At 72.2% G+C, this 15,611-nt stretch carries 16 protein-coding genes; 10 read left to right on the forward strand and 6 right to left on the reverse strand.

The annotated features are described in order from the left end of the window. Nucleotides 1–6: 6 nt before the first annotated feature. The gene (locus tag FHR82_RS18240; RefSeq protein WP_184811669.1) at nucleotides 7–1,788 is read left to right on the forward strand and encodes a thiamine pyrophosphate-requiring protein; all 1,782 of its coding nucleotides are present in this window, start codon (nucleotides 7–9) and stop codon (nucleotides 1,786–1,788) included. Nucleotides 1,789–1,851: 63 nt separating this feature from the next. Next, entirely contained in the window at nucleotides 1,852–2,799 is a 948-nt protein-coding gene (locus FHR82_RS18245; RefSeq protein ID WP_184811670.1) for a glycosyltransferase, read from the forward strand. A 9-nt stretch (nucleotides 2,800–2,808) separates the two neighbouring features. Here FHR82_RS18245 and FHR82_RS18250 read toward each other — a convergent pair whose 3' ends face one another. Together FHR82_RS18250 and FHR82_RS18255 are read right to left on the reverse strand one after the other, a co-directional pair. Further along, nucleotides 2,809–3,816: a TerC family protein gene (locus FHR82_RS18250; protein ID WP_184811671.1), complete on the reverse strand. Its 1,008-nt coding sequence runs from the start codon at nucleotides 3,814–3,816 to the stop codon at nucleotides 2,809–2,811. 133 nt (nucleotides 3,817–3,949) lie between these two features. Then, on the reverse strand, nucleotides 3,950–4,504 hold the full coding sequence (locus tag FHR82_RS18255) for a TetR/AcrR family transcriptional regulator (RefSeq protein WP_184811672.1): 555 nt from the start codon (nucleotides 4,502–4,504) through the stop codon (nucleotides 3,950–3,952). 86 nt (nucleotides 4,505–4,590) lie between these two features. On the opposite strand from FHR82_RS18255, the gene FHR82_RS18260 reads away from it, so the two are divergent. After that, nucleotides 4,591–4,953 carry a DUF4267 domain-containing protein gene (locus FHR82_RS18260; protein ID WP_184811673.1) on the forward strand — a complete coding sequence of 121 codons (363 nt, stop codon included), beginning with the start codon at nucleotides 4,591–4,593 and terminating at the stop codon, nucleotides 4,951–4,953. A gap of 127 nt (nucleotides 4,954–5,080) precedes the next feature. Here the strand turns inward: FHR82_RS18260 and FHR82_RS18265 are convergent, their stop codons facing one another. Next, entirely contained in the window at nucleotides 5,081–6,061 is a 981-nt protein-coding gene (locus FHR82_RS18265) for a LysR family transcriptional regulator (RefSeq protein ID WP_184811674.1), read from the reverse strand. A gap of 149 nt (nucleotides 6,062–6,210) precedes the next feature. Between FHR82_RS18265 and ilvD the strand changes: the two genes are divergently transcribed. The 6 genes from ilvD (at nucleotide 6,211) to FHR82_RS18295 (ending at nucleotide 11,802) form a co-directional block, all read left to right on the forward strand. After that, nucleotides 6,211–7,896, forward strand: coding sequence for a dihydroxy-acid dehydratase (ilvD, locus tag FHR82_RS18270; protein ID WP_184811675.1), 1,686 nt, complete (start codon nucleotides 6,211–6,213; stop codon nucleotides 7,894–7,896). Nucleotides 7,897–7,960: 64 nt separating this feature from the next. Next, the gene (locus FHR82_RS18275) at nucleotides 7,961–8,584 is read left to right on the forward strand and encodes an RNA polymerase sigma factor (protein ID WP_221463991.1); all 624 of its coding nucleotides are present in this window, start codon (nucleotides 7,961–7,963) and stop codon (nucleotides 8,582–8,584) included. Next, entirely contained in the window at nucleotides 8,581–9,456 is an 876-nt protein-coding gene (locus FHR82_RS18280) for a hypothetical protein (RefSeq protein ID WP_184811676.1), read from the forward strand. Before FHR82_RS18275 ends, FHR82_RS18280 begins: the two co-directional genes overlap by 4 nt. A 280-nt stretch (nucleotides 9,457–9,736) precedes the next feature. Beyond that, a complete protein-coding gene (locus FHR82_RS18285; RefSeq protein ID WP_184811677.1) occupies nucleotides 9,737–10,078 on the forward strand; it encodes a DUF952 domain-containing protein in 342 nt (113 codons plus the stop codon). Between the two features lie 65 nt (nucleotides 10,079–10,143). Then, nucleotides 10,144–11,187 carry a serine hydrolase domain-containing protein gene (locus FHR82_RS18290; protein WP_184811678.1) on the forward strand — a complete coding sequence of 348 codons (1,044 nt, stop codon included), beginning with the start codon at nucleotides 10,144–10,146 and terminating at the stop codon, nucleotides 11,185–11,187. A gap of 63 nt (nucleotides 11,188–11,250) precedes the next feature. Further along, nucleotides 11,251–11,802 (forward strand): dihydrofolate reductase family protein, encoded by a 552-nt coding sequence (locus FHR82_RS18295; RefSeq protein ID WP_184811679.1) that lies wholly within the window; start codon nucleotides 11,251–11,253, stop codon nucleotides 11,800–11,802. On the opposite strand, the gene FHR82_RS18300 is transcribed toward FHR82_RS18295, so the two are convergent. Continuing rightward, nucleotides 11,786–12,754: an ArsR/SmtB family transcription factor gene (locus FHR82_RS18300; protein ID WP_184811680.1), complete on the reverse strand. Its 969-nt coding sequence runs from the start codon at nucleotides 12,752–12,754 to the stop codon at nucleotides 11,786–11,788. The two genes, FHR82_RS18295 and FHR82_RS18300, sit on opposite strands and share 17 nt — an antisense overlap. 66 nt (nucleotides 12,755–12,820) lie before the next feature. Between FHR82_RS18300 and FHR82_RS18305 the strand changes: the two genes are divergently transcribed. Further along, nucleotides 12,821–14,011, forward strand: a complete 1,191-nt coding sequence (locus tag FHR82_RS18305) for an MFS transporter (protein ID WP_184811681.1) — start codon at nucleotides 12,821–12,823, stop codon at nucleotides 14,009–14,011. Here the strand turns inward: FHR82_RS18305 and FHR82_RS18310 are convergent. Both FHR82_RS18310 and FHR82_RS18315 read right to left on the reverse strand, forming a co-directional pair. Then, the gene (locus tag FHR82_RS18310; RefSeq protein ID WP_184811682.1) at nucleotides 14,008–14,856 is read right to left on the reverse strand and encodes an ABC transporter permease; all 849 of its coding nucleotides are present in this window, start codon (nucleotides 14,854–14,856) and stop codon (nucleotides 14,008–14,010) included. The genes FHR82_RS18305 and FHR82_RS18310 overlap by 4 nt on opposite strands. Further along, nucleotides 14,856–15,608 (reverse strand): DUF4097 family beta strand repeat-containing protein, encoded by a 753-nt coding sequence (locus tag FHR82_RS18315; protein WP_184811683.1) that lies wholly within the window; start codon nucleotides 15,606–15,608, stop codon nucleotides 14,856–14,858. Before FHR82_RS18315 ends, FHR82_RS18310 begins: the two co-directional genes overlap by 1 nt. Nucleotides 15,609–15,611 lie beyond the last annotated feature (3 nt).

Genomic DNA, 15,611 nt, shown 5'->3' on the forward strand with positions numbered 1-15,611 from the left:
TCGGGCATGGCACAGACAGTCGCTGACTACGTACTCGAGCGCTTGCGGGACTGGGACGTGCGGCAGGTGTTCGCCTATCCGGGCGACGGGATCAACGGCCTGGTCGCCGCGTTCGGCAAGGCGGACAACCAGCCGCGGTTCGTGCAGGTGCGGCACGAGGAGATGGCCGCGTTCGCCGCGGTCGGCTACGCGAAGTTCTCCGGCCGGACCGGCGTGTGCATGGCCACCTCGGGACCCGGCGCGATCCACCTGCTGAACGGTCTCTACGACGCGAAGCTCGACCACGTGCCGGTGGTCGCGATCGTCGGCCAGACCGCACGCAGTGCCATGGGTGGCTCCTACCAGCAGGAGGTCGACCTGCAGTCGCTGTTCAAGGACGTCGCCTCGGACTACCTGGTCGAGGTGAACGTCCCTGAGCAGCTGCCGAACGCGATCGACCGCGCCATCCGGGTTGCGCAGGCCAACCGCGCGCCCACCGCCGTGATCATCCCGAACGACGTGCAGGAGAGCGATTACCAACCGCCCCAGCACGCGTTCAAGCACGTCCCGTCCAGCGCCCCCGGCACGGCGTGGGCGGCGCCGGTGGCACCGGAGCGCGAGCTCGCGCGCGCCGCCGAGGTGGTGAACGCGGGGGAGAAGGTCGCGATCCTCGTCGGCCAGGGCGCCCGCGGCGCGGCGGAGCAGGTGCGGGAGCTGGCGGACCTGACCGGCGCCGGGGTGGCGAAGGCGTTGCTGGGCAAGGACGTGCTCTCCGACGAGCTGCCGTACGTCACCGGCTCGATCGGGCTGCTCGGCACCCGGCCGAGCTTCGAGCTGATGCGGGACTGCGACACGCTGCTGATCATCGGGTCGAACTTCCCGTACAGCCAGTTCCTGCCGGAGTTCGGGCAGGCGCGGGCGGTGCAGATCGACATCGACGGCCGGTTCATCGGCATGCGGTACCCGACCGAGGTCAACCTGGTCGGCGACGCGGCCGCGACGCTGACCGCGATGCTGCCCATGCTGTCCCGCAAGGAAGACCGCTCCTGGCGGGAGAAGGTCGAGAAGGACGTCGCCGGCTGGTGGTCCACGATGGCCGAACAGTCCGATGTGGACGCACGGCCGGTGAACCCGATGCGGATCGTGTCGGAGCTGTCGCGCCGCATCCCGGACAACGCGATCGTCACCGCGGACTCGGGTTCGTCGACCAACTGGTACGCGCGGAACCTCAAGCTGCGCGAGGGCATGCTGGCGTCGCTGTCGGGCACGCTCGCCACGATGGGCCCCGGGGTGCCGTACGCGATCGGCGCGAAGTTCGCCCACCCGGACCGCCCGGTGATCGCGCTGGTCGGCGACGGCGCGATGCAGATGAACGGGATGGCCGAGCTGATCACGATCGCCCACTATCGGCACCTGTGGGACGACCAGCGGTGCGTGGTGTGCGTGTTCCACAACAACGACCTGAACCAGGTGACGTGGGAGCTGCGGGCCATGGGCGGGGCGCCGAAGTTCGAGGAGTCCCAGACGCTGCCGGACGTCGACTACGCCGCGTTCGCCCGCTCTCTCGGCCTGGGCGGCGTCACCGTCACCGAGCCCGGTGACGTCGGCACCGCGTGGGCGGACGCGCTCATCGCCGACCGGCCGGTCGTGCTGGACATCCACTGCGATCCCGAGGTGCCGCCGATCCCGCCGCACGCCACGTTCGACCAGATGAAGGCCGTCACCGAGGCCGTGCTCAAGGGCGACCCCGAGGCGTTCCACCTGATCGCGCAGGGGGTGAAGACCAAGCTGCAGGAGCTGCGGCGGTGAGGCCGCTTCGCTGAACGCGAAACGACCGTCGGAGCAGGGGGTGCGCCGCGTAGTTTGACGCGCATGCGCGTCCTGTTCGCGAGTCTGGCCTCCGTGGGGCACACCTACCCGCTCATCCCGCTCGCCGTCGCCGCGCGGGACGCCGGGCACGAGGTGCACTTCGCCGCCGGTGCGGAGGTCCACCCGCCGCTGGCCGCCAACGGCCTGAACCCCTTCCGCCCCGCGGACTCGTTCTACGAGATCTACGCCGAGGACCTCGCCCCCGAACTGGACCGCCTGCGTCCCGACCTCGTCATCCACGAATGGGGCCTCCCCGGCGCCGCCACGGCCGCCCGCGAAGCGGGCATCCCCGGCCTCTGGCACGGCTTCGGCCGCAGGTATCCCGACGGCATCGGCCTCGAACGACCAGCGGGTGGCGTGCACCTCGACATCTGCCCACCGTCCATACAGGACAAGGACTTCCTCGCGGCTGAACGGACGGTCCCGCTGCGCCCGGTGCCGTTCTCCGAGCCCGGCGAGACGTTCGACGGCCCGCTGATCTACCTGACCCTCGGTACCGCGTTCGGCACCGCCGAGCTGCTCACCACCGCCATCCACGGCCTCGCGAAACTGGGGAGACCGGTCGTCGTCGCCACCGGCCGGGTCGACCCGCGCGACCTGGGGCCGCTGCCCGCTGACGTCACCGTCCGGAAGTGGCTGCCGCAGGCCGGCCTCGTCCCGCACGCCGACCTCGTCGTCCACCACGGCGGCAGCGGCACCACCCTCGGCGCCCTCGCCGCGGGAGTGCCGCAGCTGGTCCTGCCCCAGGGCGCCGACCAGTTCGCCAACGCGGCCGCACTCACCGAAGCGGGGGCCGCCATCACCGTCGACGACGTGGCCGCCATCGCCGACAGCGCGGCGGCCATCGGCGCAGGCCACCGCGCCGCCGCCCGCGCGCTGGCCGACGAGATCGCCCGCCTGCCCGCACCGGCCGACGTCGCCCGGCAGCTCCCCGACCTGGCCGGACGGTGAGCTGATCACTCAGGTTGGCTGGTCACGGTCGCCCGGCCGGTGCGCCCGCAGGGACCCGGGGTGCGCCTTGGCCGAGGGGTCGTTGCGCGTCTTGACGAGACTCGCGACGGTGACGACCGCCAGCACGGCGATGATCACGCCGAGGCTGAGCGGCGTCGGGATCTCGGGAACGCGCTCGTCGATGTCCACGTGCGCCCAGTGCAGGATCAGCTTGACCCCGATGAACGCGAGGATCAGCGCGAGGCCGGTGGAGAGGTAGACGAGGCGGTCCAGCAATCCCTTGACGAGGAAGAACAGGGCCCGCAGCCCCAGCAGGGCGAACGCGTTGGCCGCGAACACGATGTACGCCTCGTCGGTGACCCCGAAGACCGCCGGAATCGAGTCGAGCGCGAACAGGAGGTCGATGCTGCCGATCGCGATGAGCACCACCAGCAGGGGAGTGACCATCCGGCGCCCGTCGACCTTCGTGACCAGCTTCCCGTCCACGTACTCGTCGGTCACGGGCAGCACCCGGCGCGCGGCCTTGACCATGACGTTGTCCTCGACGTCCGGATCCTCGTCCCGGTGCCGGAACAGCTGGACGGCGGTGAAGATCAGCAACAATCCGAAGAGCAGGAACATGAAGGAGAACAAGGAAAGGAGCGTGGCTCCGAGCGCGATGAAGATCGCCCGCATGACCAGGGCGAGCACGATCCCGAACGTGAGCACCTTGTGCTGGTGCTCCTCGGGCACCGCGAAGGTGGTCATGATGATGACGAACACGAACAGGTTGTCGACGGAGAGACTCTTCTCGACGATGTACCCGGCGAAGTACTCGGTCCCGAACTCACCCCCGTAGGCGAGCGCGAACCACACCCCGAACCCGACGGCGACGAGCACGTAGAACACCGACCAGGCCGTGGCTTCCCGAAACCCCACCCGGTGCGGCCGCACCCCGGCGGCCACCAGATCCACGGCGAGCAACAGGACGATGAGTCCGATGGTGACGGCCCAGGTCACCCCACTGATGTCGAGCACCCGCCGATCCTCACCCGCCAGGCCCACCCCCGCACGCCGAACCAGCGGCATCCCATGCCCCGAAAAGACGCTTTCAGGACGCTCAATGACCCGAAAGCGTCTTTCGGGACACCACCAGAGGCCGTCCTGAGGTCTAGGTCGTGAAACGCGACAGCAGGATCGTCAGCCGTTCGTCGTGGGCGTCGCGGGGGAGGCGGCCGCCGCGGGTGAGGGTGGCCAGGCCGTGCAGTGCGGCCCAGAACGTCTCCGTCAGCAGTCCAAGGTCGTCGTCGCCCACGTGGGGGCGGATCGCGTCGGACAGGGCGTCGAACCCGGCGTGCAGGGCGGCCGGGGTGGCGGGGCTCGCGAACGGCAGGTCGACGGCTTGGCTGAACATCGCGTCGTACAGGGCGGGGCGGCGTTCGGCGAACGACGTGTAGGCCGTCGCGACCGCCGCCAGGCCGGACGGCGCCGCGGCGCGCAGCTCCGTGGCCAGGTCGGCGAAGCCCTCCAGCGCGACCGCCGCCATGATCGCGTCCTTGCCCTTGAAATGGCTGTACAGCACGGGCTGGCTGTACTCGACCTCCTCCGCGAGCCTGCGCGTGGTCACCGCGTCCCAGCCTTCGGTTTCGACCAGCTCGCGGGCCGCGGTCACGATCAGCTTCTCGCGCTCCGCCCGCTCGCGCTCGCGGCGCGCCTGTATCGACATGCTCCTGAGGCTAGCACTGCTAGAACGGGTGTCGCCGCTATGTTAGCGTCGACAACGTTCCTAGCGTTGCTAGATCTGGAGACGTCATGACCTACCTCGCCTACGGGCTCGCCATCGCGCTCGACCTGCTCGTCCTGTTCGTCGGGCTGCGGTTCCTCTTCGTCCCGCGCGCCGCGGCCGCCGGCTACGGGGTGCCCGCGACCGAACGCGCCTTCCTCACCGTGAAGGGACTGCGCGACGGCAGCTACGGCCTGCTCGGGCTGGCGCTGCTCGCGTTCGTCGGCGCGCGGGCCGGCGCGTGGTTCATGCTCGTCGTGGCGTTGAACCCGTTGGGGGACACCGTTGTCGTGTTGCGCAACGGCGGCACGAAGGCCGTCGCCTACGGGATCCACTTCGCGACCGCGGTCCTCGTCCTGGTCAGCGCCGCGCTGCTGTTCGCGGTGAGCTGAGCGGATCAGCGCGCGACAGACGCGTGGTGGCGGCCGCCCCGGCCATCGATTCCGTCGATGGGTCGCAGCGCGGACGAGCGTTGGACCGGCGGCCCACCGGCGCGAACACTGATGGCATGCGCGGAAGTCAGGACGACCCGGGGCGGCTGCTGCTGGCCTTCGCCGCCCGGGTGTTCGTCCTGGCGGCGCTCGCCGGGCTCGCGGGGTGGGTGCCGCTGTTGCTGTTCCTCGTGGTGGTGGGCTGCTGGCTCGTGAGGTGCGCGAGCAACGCCCGCGCCGCGGGGTTCGACGGGACGGGGGAGCGGCCCGCGAGGTAGATCGTGCGGGTCAGGTCGCTCTTCGCCACGGTGGCGAACGGCAGCCCGGCCCGTTCCGCGACGCCCTGCGGCACCACGGTGACGCCGAGCCCAGCGGCCACGAGTTCGAGCAGCAGCGGGATGTGCGTGGCCTCGCAGACGGCGTTGAGGCGCAGCCCCGCGTCGGCGAACCGGCGGCGCACCATCGTCTGCATGCCACTGCCCTGCAGGTCGACGTACGGTTCACCGTCCAGTTCGGACAGCCGCACCCGCTGCCTGCCCGCGAGCCGGTGGCCGGGGTGCGTGACGAGCACGAGCTTCTGGCGCCAGGTGGCGAAGACCGCGAGTTCGGCAGGCAGGGGCCCGTCCGCGGCGAGGTACGCGAGGTCGAGCTCGCCGCCCGCGACGGCCTGCGCGAGCGCGGGCACGAGACCGTCGCGCACGTGGATCTGGATGCCGTCGTGGCGGCGCCGGAACTCACCCAGCTCGCGCGGCAGGTCCACCATGGTGAGCGCCTGGATGGTGCCGATCGACACCCGGCCCCTGGCCAGACCCATGGTCGCGGCCACCTCACCGCGCGCGGCGACGGCGTCGGCCACCAGCCGGTGCGCGACCGGCAGCAACGCGTGCCCGGCCTCGGTCAGCAGGACACCGCGGCTGGTGCGTTCGAACAGCGGGGCACCGAGGTCGTGCTCGAGCTTGCGCACGGACGCCGACAGTGCGGACTGCACGATGTGGATCTCCTGCGCCGCGGCAGTGAACCCGGAATGCCGCACCACGGCGAGGAAGTGCTCGATCTGCCGCAACTCCATCCGCCGATGCTAGGCCGGTCGGCGCCACGGTTCCGCCCGACAGCTCCCCGGCCACCTCGCCGAGACCGCCGTCGAGGGCTCCGGAGGCGTGCCGGCGACGCGCGAGGGCTCTACGGTTGAGACGACCCGTCCACTGTGGGGAGGCGTCCATGGAGCTCCGGCATCGTTCGCGTGCGCTCGTCGAAGGGCCCGCCAGGGCCGGGGCCCGGGCGCAGCTCAAAGGCATGGGCTACGACGACGACGCGCTGGGCAGGCCGTTCGTCGGGGTGGCGCACTGCTGGACCGAGACCATGCCGTGCAACTTCACGCACCGCACGCTCGCCGCCGCCGTGAAGAACGGCGTGCGGGAGAACGGCGGCACGCCGATGGAGCTGAACACCATCGCGATCTCCGACGGCATCACCATGGGCACACCCGGCATGCGGACCTCGCTGGTGTCGCGGGAGGTCATCGCCGACTCGATCGAGCTGGTCGCGCGCGGGCACTGCTTCGACTCGCTCGTCGGCATCGCAGGCTGTGACAAGACGCTGCCCGGCGTCGTGATGGCCATGGCGCGCCTCGACCTGCCCAGCGTCCTGCTCTACAGCGGCTCGATCCGGCCCGGTTGCTGGCAGGGGAAGGACGTCACCGTCCAGGAGGTCTTCGAGGCGGTCGGCGCGCACTCCGCCGGGCGGATCACCGACGACGAGCTCAACGAACTCGAAGCCGCCGCGTCGCCGGGGGTCGGGGCGTGTGGCGGGCAGTTCACCGCCAACACGATGGCCATGGTGTTCGAGGTGATGGGCCTGTCCCCGCTGGGCTCGGCGATGGTGCCCGCCGAGGACGACGGCAAGCCGGGGGTGGCAGAACAGGTCGGACGGCTCGCCATGGACGTGCTCGCCGCGGGCATCCGGCCGAGGGACGTGATCACCCGCGAGTCCATCCGCAACGCCATGACCGCCGTCGCGGCGTCCGGTGGGTCCACGAACGCGGTGCTGCACCTGCTCGCGGTCGCGGCCGAGATGGGCGTGGCGATCGACCTCGACGACATGGACGAGATCAGCGCCAAGACCCCGCTGATCTGCGACCTCAAACCCGGCGGCCGGTTCGTCGCCACCGACCTGTACGCGGCGGGAGGCGTGCCGCTGCTCGTCCGCAGGCTGCTCGAAGGCGGGCTGCTCGACCCGGACGCGCTGACCGTCACCGGGCAGACGCTCGGCGAGGCCGCCCGCGACGCCGCCGAGACCGACGGCCAGGAGGTCGTCCTGCCCCTGGACCGGCCGCTCAAGCCCACCGGCGGGCTCGCGATCCTGCGCGGCAACCTCGCCCCCGACGGCTCGGTTGTGAAGCTCTCCGGCCACGAACGGAACTACCACCGCGGCCCGGCGCGGGTGTTCGACGGCGAGGAGGCCGCGATGGCCGCGGTGCTCGCCGGGCAGATCAGGGCCGGTGACGTGGTCGTCATCCGCGCGGAAGGGCCCGCGGGCGGGCCCGGCATGCGGGAGATGCTCGCGGTCACCGGCGCGCTCATGGGCGCGGGCCTCGGCTCGGACGTCGCCCTGCTCACCGACGGCCGGTTCAGTGGCGCGACCAGGGGCTTCATGGTCGGGCACGTGGCACCGGAGGCCGTGCGCGGCGGGCCGATCGCGGCCGTGCGCGACGGTGACACCATCACGATCGACGTCGCCGCCCGCCGCATGGACGTCGAGCTGCCCGACGAGGAGATCACCGTGCGCGCCGCCGCGTGGCGGCCGCCGGAGAACCCGCACCGGACCGGCGTGCTCGCCAAGTACGAGGCCCAGGTCGGCAGCGCCAGCACCGGCGCGACCACCAACCCCGCGCTGCCGCCCGTGTGACGTTTCCGGTGGACCGTGCGCCAACACTGGCGGGGTCCATCTACGTCGAGTCGAGGTTTGCTGAGTGACTGGTCAGGCGGCGGCTGACCTGTCCGCGATGGTGCGGGCGGCACGGGGCGGGAACGAGGCGGCGTTCCGGTTGCTGTACCGGGAGGTACAGCCCGGTCTGCTGCGGTACCTGCGCGGCCTGGTGCCCGTGCAGGACGCGGAGGACATCGCGGCGGAGGCCTGGCTGCAGATCGCCCGCGACATCCGCACCTTCCGCGACGACGGTGCCGGCGGGTTCCGCGGCTGGGCGGCGACCATCGCCCGACACCGCGCCCTCGACCACATCCGGCGCGCGCAGCGGCGGCCGGTGGCGGGGCTGTCCTCGGACGTGCTGGTTGACCTGCCGGACCGCACCGACACCGCGGAACAGGCCATCACGCACACCATGACCAACGCCACCATCGCGCTGATCGCCACCCTGCCCCGCGACCAGGCGGAGGCCGTGCTGCTGCGGGTCGTGATGGGCCTCGACGCGCAGGCGGTCGCGGCGGTGATGGGCAAGCGGCCCGGCGCGGTCCGGACCGCCGTGTGGCGCGGGTTGCGCAAGCTCGGTGAGCGGCTCGACCAGACCGGCGACCGGCAGGTCGCGGCCACCGGTGTGACATCTGCGGGCGAGCGGGCGCCTAGGAAGACGTCATGAGCATTCAGCGATCGCCACGCATGGACCGCGACGCCGCCGAGCACCTGGTTGCCGGCGAGGGCGTCGGGCCGGTCGCGGCGTTGCTGCGTGCGGCCGCCGCGCCCGTGTACCGGTACGAGCTGGCCGGTGAGGAAGCCGCGGTCGCCGCGTTCCGCATGGCCGCCACCGGCACCGCCGTGCCCGGCAGGAAGCCGGTGTTCCGCAAGGCCGTCGTGAAGGCGCTCACCGTCAAGGCCGCGGTCGTCCTGGTCATCGCGGGCTCGACCGGGATCGTGCTCGCCGCCAACGATGGCGCGCTGCCCATGCCGTGGTCGAACAACCCCGGCGGCCCGCCCGTCCCGACCGGGACCACCGGGACCACCGCGACCTCCGCCACGCCACCGGCGCGGAGTTCGTCCGGTGCCCACCCCTCCGAGGGCAGGCAGCCACCCGCGGATCCGGACCCGGCGATCGTCGGCCTCTGCGAGGCGTACGTGCACGACGTCACGGACCTCGACAACCCCGCGTTCGGCGCACTGGTCGAGGCCGCGGGCGGCAAAGACGAGGTCCCCGGTTACTGCGAGCTGGTCGAGACCGCCACGCCGAGCCCGTCAGCCGAACCGGGCGAGCCCACGGGACCGGGCAGCAAGCCCGCGACCCCGCCTGGCAAGCCGTCGACCGGCAACGGGAGCCCCAGCCTCCCCGAGCTGCCGGGCACCATCGAGCTGCCTGCCGAGGCGGGCAGACCGGCGAAGCCGAGCACGACGAGGAAGAACCCGACGAGCGCACCCACTGTCGAGGACGCCGTCACCACGACTCCGGGCAGCCCAGCCCTCGGCGCCGCAACCGCCGTGCCCCCCAGCGGCGCCGAACCGCCGTCAACGGGCGGCTGACCGGACGGAGTGGGTTCGGGCCACACGACCCCAGATCCCGGCCCGAACCCACTCCCACCTTGAGACCAACGACCACTCCGGTGGTCGTTCCAGGCCGAGACCGAGACGGCTCACTCGGGCTCGGCCGCCCCCGCCGGTGGCCCGGGTCTGTCCGGGCCACCGGCGCCCCTACCAGCACATTCAACGTTTTCGTCCGCGCCGTGCGACGCCGCAAGGGCACAGTCGTCAGTGTGACCGGTGGGCCTGTCCGGGGGGCGGGCCCACCGGTTAGCGTGTGCGCGTGATCCTCCACATCACCGACCGCGCCACGTACCGGCCGGGCGAGCCGGTCACCGCACCGTCGCTCGAGACCGAGGGCTTCGTGCACTGCTCCGATCCCGGCACCGTGCACCTGCCCGCGGACCGCCTGTACGCGGGCCGCACCGACCTGTTGCTGCTCGAGGTCGACCCGGCGAAGCTCGACGTGCCGCTGCGCTGGGAACCGGGTTCGCCGCCGATCCCGGGCGGCCCGTGGTTCCCGCACGTGTACGGCCCGATCCCGGCCGCGGCCGTGGTCGCCGCGCACGACTTCCCGCCCGGCCCGGACGGTTTCACGCTCCCGCCCTCGCTGCAGCAGGGCTGAGCTCGACCAGCACCCCGATGGTGCGGGACAGGTCCACGACCGCTACCGAGCGGTACCGTCCTCGCATGGGGTGGCGTCGCGCGGTCGTCGTGCTGGCTCTGTCGGTGTTCGTGGCGGGCTGCACGGCATCGCCACCGCCGTCACCACCCGGCGAGACCACCGGGACCCCCGGCCTGCCGACCGGCGACTGGCCCGCCGGCGAATGGCCGGACGGCGTCGACAGGAAAGCCGTCGACGAGGCCGTGGACACCGCGTTCGCCGACGGCGGCCCGCTGCGCGTGCGGGCGATCGTCGTGATCCGCCAAGGGAAACTCGTCTACCAGCGGTACAGCCCGAACCCGGCGGACGATGCCGACGCGCTGATGCCGTCGTACTCGGTCGCCAAGAGCATCACCTCCGCGGCGACCGGACTGCTGGTGCGGGACGGGAAGTTCGCCGTGCACACCCCCGTCCGCGCGCCGGAGTGGCCGCCCGGCGACCCGAGGGCCGGGATCACCGCCGACCACCTGCTGCGGATGTCGAGCGGGCTGGAGTGGCACGAGGACACCGACATCGCCGCCGCCACGCGCAGCAGGGACACGGCCGCCTTCTCCGCCGCGCGGCCCCTCAAGACGCCACCGGGCACCACCTTCCTCTACAGCACCGGCAGCACGTTCGTCCTCGCGCGGGCCCTGCAGGACGTGGTCGGCGGCGGGGGCGCCGGGCTGCGGGACTACCTGGAACGCGAGCTGTTCGACCCGCTCGGCATGACCGTCACGCTGTCGTTCGACGACGCGGGGAACTGGCTCGGCGGGTACGGCGCGGCCGCGACCCCCTTGGACTACGCCAAGTTCGGCGAGCTGTACCGCCTCGGTGGCGAATGGCGGGGACAGCGGATCCTGCCCGAGGACTGGATCGACTACAGCCGCGAGCCCAGCACCACCGCGGACCACTACGGCGCGGGCTGGTGGCTCGACCCCGGCGCTCCGAAGGCGTTCGCCGCGATCGGGTTCGACGGGCAGCAGGTGGTCGTCGACCTCGAACACGAGCTGGTCGTCGTCATCACCGCGACCGACTCCGGCAAGTCCGAGACGCTGCGCGAGAAAGTCATGGCCGAGTTCGCCAGCTGATGTAGAGAACCCCGCGCCCGCTCCGACCTGTTCCCGTAACCACCGGGAAGAAGGAGCGAGGACATGCGCAAGGTCGTCTACTGGGTCCACACCTCGGTCGACGGGTTCATCGCGGGCCCGAACGGCGAGTTCGACTGGCCGGCCATGGGCCCGGAGCTGAGCGCGTACTCGGACACGTTGCACGAGCGGGCCGACACGTTCCTGTACGGCCGCGTCGTGTGGGAGCTGATGGCGAGCTACTGGCCCACCGCCGACCAGATCTCCGACCACCCGCACAACCTGAGCTTCGCCAAGGTGTGGCGGCGGATGCCGAAGGTCGTCTTCTCCACGACGCTGACCGAACTGAGCTGGAACGCCCGTGTCGCGACGGACGTCGAGCAGGAGGTCCGTGCGCTCAAGGCCCAGCCGGGCAAGGACATGGTGCTGACCGGCGGCGCGCGGCTGGCCGGCGCGCTCGCCGAGCACGACCTGATCGACGAGTACCAGATCGTCGTGCACCCGGTCGTCCTCGGTGGCGGCAAGCAGGTGTTCCCGTTCGCCGAGCGGTTCGACCTGTGGCTCGCGGACACGAGGACGTTCGACGGCCGCTCGGTGCTGCTCAGCTACCACCGGTGAGCTGCGTGCCGAGCGGGGTGCGCGTGTGCCGCAGCCAGCGGCCAACGCGGTGGGTGGCGACGAGACCGGCGTCGCGCAGGACCGTCAGGTGCTCGCTGACCGTGCTGTTCGGCAGCCCGCAGCGGCGCGCGAGGCCGGTCGTCGACGTGGGTTCGGTGAGCGCAGCGAGCAGCACCGCCCGCGTGTGGCCGAGCAGCCTGGCCAGCGCGGCGGGCGGGTCGGACCGCGGCGCCCACAGCGCGGCGATCCCGCGTGCCGGGTAGTCGATCGTCGGCAGCCACGGCTCGTCCATCATCACACCGACGTGCGGCCATTCGAACGTGCTCGGCATCAGCACCAGACCCGCCTCGCCGACCTCGCGGTGCCCGTCGGCGCCGACCTCCACCGTCAGCACCGGGTCGTCCCACGCGACGCTCGGGTGCAGGTCGGTGAGCACCGCCGCGAGCCCGCTGTCGGCCAGCACACCGGTCCGGTAGGCGATGTCGCCCGCCAGCACGTCCCGCAGCCGCGGCCACCACGGCGCGATCAGCCGCTCCCAGCACGCCTCGAGGGTGTCGGCCAGGAGCGCGCGTGCCCGTAGCGGGTGGTCCACCAGCGCCTGCGCGGGCGGCGGCAGGCGGCGGCCGTGCTGGGTGTGCAGGCACTGCGACAGCTCCGCGCGCACCCGGGCGACCGGCGTGCGCCGTACCAGCGCCAGCTCGTCGGCGATCGCCGGGCCGGGGCCATCGGGTGGCGGCATCAGGAAGTCCGGGTTGTAGGTGAACCGCATGACCTGCAGCAACGGCGTCAGGTCCAGCTCGTCGAGCGCCGGTGCCACCGCACGCAGCCACGGCTGGTGGTAGCCCTGCCGGTCCGGGTGGGTCAGCAGCCGCACGGCGCTGGTCGTCTCCCGCAGCGGTGAGATCGCCCAGCGGCAGGTCGTGGTCGTGGTGAGGCGGAACGTGACAGCCATCGCTCTCCGTTTCGGCGGTACCCGAAATCATGGTCGTGCCCCATCGTGGCGCGCAACCTGTGCGGCATGCCTTTCCGCGTGCTCTGGTGGTCGCGTGCCGTCTCCTTCGCCGGTGACGGGATCGGCCGCACCGCACTGGTCCTCTACGCCACGACCCACGGCGCCACCGCGGTCAGCCTCGTGCTGCTGGCGATCGCGCTGCCCCGCTTCCTCGGCCCGGTCGCCGGCGCGCTCGCCGACCGGCTCGACCAGCGGCGGCTCATGGCCGTGTGCGAGCTCGGGCAGGCGGCGGTGTTCGCGCTGCTCGCGGTGTTCCTGCCGCCGCTGCCGGTGCTGCTCGCGTTCGTGTTGCTGGGCGGCGGTTTCGCGACGGCGTTCGTGCCCGCCGGTCGCAGCGCGGTGCCCGCGTTGGTGCCGGAAGCTGGTCTCGGGCGGGCGAACGCGTTGCTGGGCATGGCGTTCAACATCCAGCTCGCGGTCGGCCCCACGGTCGGCGGGCTGGCCGTGGAGCTGGGTGGCGCGCGGGTCGCGTTCGCCGTCAACGCGCTGACGTTCGTGGTCTCGGCGCTGATCCTGACCCGCCTGCCCGCGCTCACGCCGACGGGTGTCCACACCGGACTGTGGGCGGAGACGGTGGCCGGCCTGCGCTTCGTGGCCACGACACCGGGCCCGCGAGCGCTGGTGGTGTCCCTGTTCCTGGTGGTGTCCTTCGCGGCGATCGACAACGTGGCGCTGGTGTTCCTCGTGACCGGGCTGGGTGGCTCACCCGCCGACTTCGGGCTGACACAGGCCGCGTACGGCGTCGGCATGCTGGCCGCGTCCGCGCTGCTGGGTTTCGTACTGGGTACCCGGTCGGCGGCGGCACTGCTGATCGGCGGCATCGGCCTGGTGTCGACGGGTGCGATCGCGACGGCCTTCCTGCCGACGCTGGTCGCGGTGGCCGTCGCGCAGGCGGTGGGTGGCATGGGCAACGGCACGGAGAACGTCGCGACGGACACGCTGGTGCAGCGCATCACGCCCCGCCACCTGCTGGGCCGCGCGTTCGGCGCCGTGGCGACCGCGGCACAACTCGGCTCGGCGGTGGCCTATGTGGCGGCGGGCCCGCTGATCGGGTTGGTGGGCCCGGCGGGCGCGTTCCTGGTCGGCGGCATCGGCACGGGCCTCGCGCTGCTGGTCGCGCTACCCGCACTGCGCACGCACACGCGTGACGACCGGTCGCGCGCGGCCGCTGCGGCGGAGCGGCACCCGGCACGTTAACCGATGCGCTGCATGGCTTTCTCGCGCCGGGCCGCGACCGAAGAACCGGACTCGCGGCGCGCCATGCGGCGCAGCACCACCGGTGCCAGCACCAGCCCGGCGACGGCCCACACCCCCAGCACGGCCACGGTCTCCACGGCACGCCACGACCCCGTCAGCTCGACCGCCGCCGCCTCGTCCGGCAGCAGCGCCGACCGCAGGCCGATGCCCAGCCAGTACACCGGGAACACCTGCGCGACCACCTGCAGCCAGCCGGCCATCGCGGTGATCGGGTAGAAGATGCCCGAGATCGCCGCCAGCCCCGACAGCGGCAGCATCACGAGTCCCTGGCTACGCGGGTTCGCGATCAGCGACCCCAGGACCGCGCCCATCGGCAGCATCGCCGTCGCACCCAGCAGCACCACCCACGTCAGCGTCAGCCACGCGCCGGCCGAACCCAGTGCCAGGTCGCCGACGAGGAAAGCACCCGGTACCAACAGGAGCAGGACACCGGCGACCACCCAGCCGGTGACCGTCACGACCTTGCCGACGAGGTAGCTGACCATGCCGTGCGGGATCGCCTTGGCGCGCAACAGGGTGCCGTCCTCGCGGTCGATGGCGAGGGAGCCGCTCATGCCCATCATGCCGTTGAACGCGATGGTCATGCCGACGACACCGGGCAGCGCGAGCGCGGCGAGGCTGATGCCGGTGTCCGAGAACTCGCTGTCCCGCATGAAGAACAGCGCCACGAGCAGCAGCACCGGCCAGAACAGCTGGCCGAACAGCTCCTGCGCGTTGGTGAACGTCTGACGCAGCTCGATGATCCCGCGGTGCCACCCGGCCCGCACGGCTGTCGTGGGGAACATCAGCTCGCCCTCCTGATCACGATGTCGCCGTCGTAGGTCCGCGCGCGGACCGACACGCGGGCCTCCTCGTCGGCGGGCCGCTCGGTGGTCTCCAGGGAGTTGCGCAGTCTGCCCGCGACCGTGCGGACGTCCAGCCACGCGGCCGTGCCCTCGCGGACGCCGACCTCCAGCTCGCCGGACGCCGTGGTCAGCACCACCGACCCGCGCGTCACCTCGTCGACCCGGATGGCGCCCTTGGCGTTGCGGGCCTCCACGTCGGCGCCCGCGCGGCCGATCCGCACGCCGCCGTTGACGCTCGTGACGCGCAGCGGGCCCGCCACCTCGTCGACGCGGATCTGGCCGTGCTCGGTGCGCACGTCGACCGTGCCGCCTGCCCGTTCCACCGCGATGTCGCCGTGGTGGGTGGTGAAGCGGCACGTGCCGATGGCGCCGGTGCACCGCAGGCTGCCGACCGCGACGTCGGCGTCCAGGTCCGAGCCTGCGGGCAGCTCGATGCGGATGTCGACGGAACCGTTGCGGGAGAACATGTTCATGTGCCGCCGGTGCCGGGTGAACTCGACCAGCAGCTTCGTGCCGATGTGCTCGACCCGCGTCTCCGTGGCGGCACGGACGTCCGCCTTGCGGGCCGGGTCACCCGGCCGCACCTCGACGACCGTGTCCACGCGGTCGCTCGCGACCACCTCGATGTTCCCGACCGCGAGGCTGAGATCGACGTCGACCCGCACGGGCCCCGGTGTTGCGAACGTGGGCATGTC

This window comes from Actinophytocola algeriensis, from assembly GCF_014203735.1.
Lineage (GTDB): Bacteria > Actinomycetota > Actinomycetes > Mycobacteriales > Pseudonocardiaceae > Actinophytocola > Actinophytocola algeriensis.

Bases quoted from the DNA above. Each gene is read 5' to 3' on its own strand.
- FHR82_RS18240 (WP_184811669.1), top strand. From the start codon at position 7: ATGGCACAGACAGTCGCTGACTACGTACTCGAGCGCTTGCGGGACTGG.
- FHR82_RS18245 (WP_184811670.1), top strand. From the start codon at position 1,852: ATGCGCGTCCTGTTCGCGAGTCTGGCCTCCGTGGGGCACACCTACCCG.
- FHR82_RS18255 (WP_184811672.1), bottom strand. From the start codon at position 4,504: ATGTCGATACAGGCGCGCCGCGAGCGCGAGCGGGCGGAGCGCGAGAAG.
- FHR82_RS18260 (WP_184811673.1), top strand. From the start codon at position 4,591: ATGACCTACCTCGCCTACGGGCTCGCCATCGCGCTCGACCTGCTCGTC.
- FHR82_RS18265 (WP_184811674.1), bottom strand. From the start codon at position 6,061: ATGGAGTTGCGGCAGATCGAGCACTTCCTCGCCGTGGTGCGGCATTCC.
- ilvD (WP_184811675.1), top strand. From the start codon at position 6,211: ATGGAGCTCCGGCATCGTTCGCGTGCGCTCGTCGAAGGGCCCGCCAGG.
- FHR82_RS18280 (WP_184811676.1), top strand. From the start codon at position 8,581: ATGAGCATTCAGCGATCGCCACGCATGGACCGCGACGCCGCCGAGCAC.
- FHR82_RS18290 (WP_184811678.1), top strand. From the start codon at position 10,144: ATGGGGTGGCGTCGCGCGGTCGTCGTGCTGGCTCTGTCGGTGTTCGTG.
- FHR82_RS18295 (WP_184811679.1), top strand. From the start codon at position 11,251: ATGCGCAAGGTCGTCTACTGGGTCCACACCTCGGTCGACGGGTTCATC.
- FHR82_RS18300 (WP_184811680.1), bottom strand. From the start codon at position 12,754: ATGGCTGTCACGTTCCGCCTCACCACGACCACGACCTGCCGCTGGGCG.
- FHR82_RS18305 (WP_184811681.1), top strand. From the start codon at position 12,821: ATGCCTTTCCGCGTGCTCTGGTGGTCGCGTGCCGTCTCCTTCGCCGGT.
- FHR82_RS18310 (WP_184811682.1), bottom strand. From the start codon at position 14,856: ATGTTCCCCACGACAGCCGTGCGGGCCGGGTGGCACCGCGGGATCATC.
- FHR82_RS18315 (WP_184811683.1), bottom strand. From the start codon at position 15,608: ATGCCCACGTTCGCAACACCGGGGCCCGTGCGGGTCGACGTCGATCTC.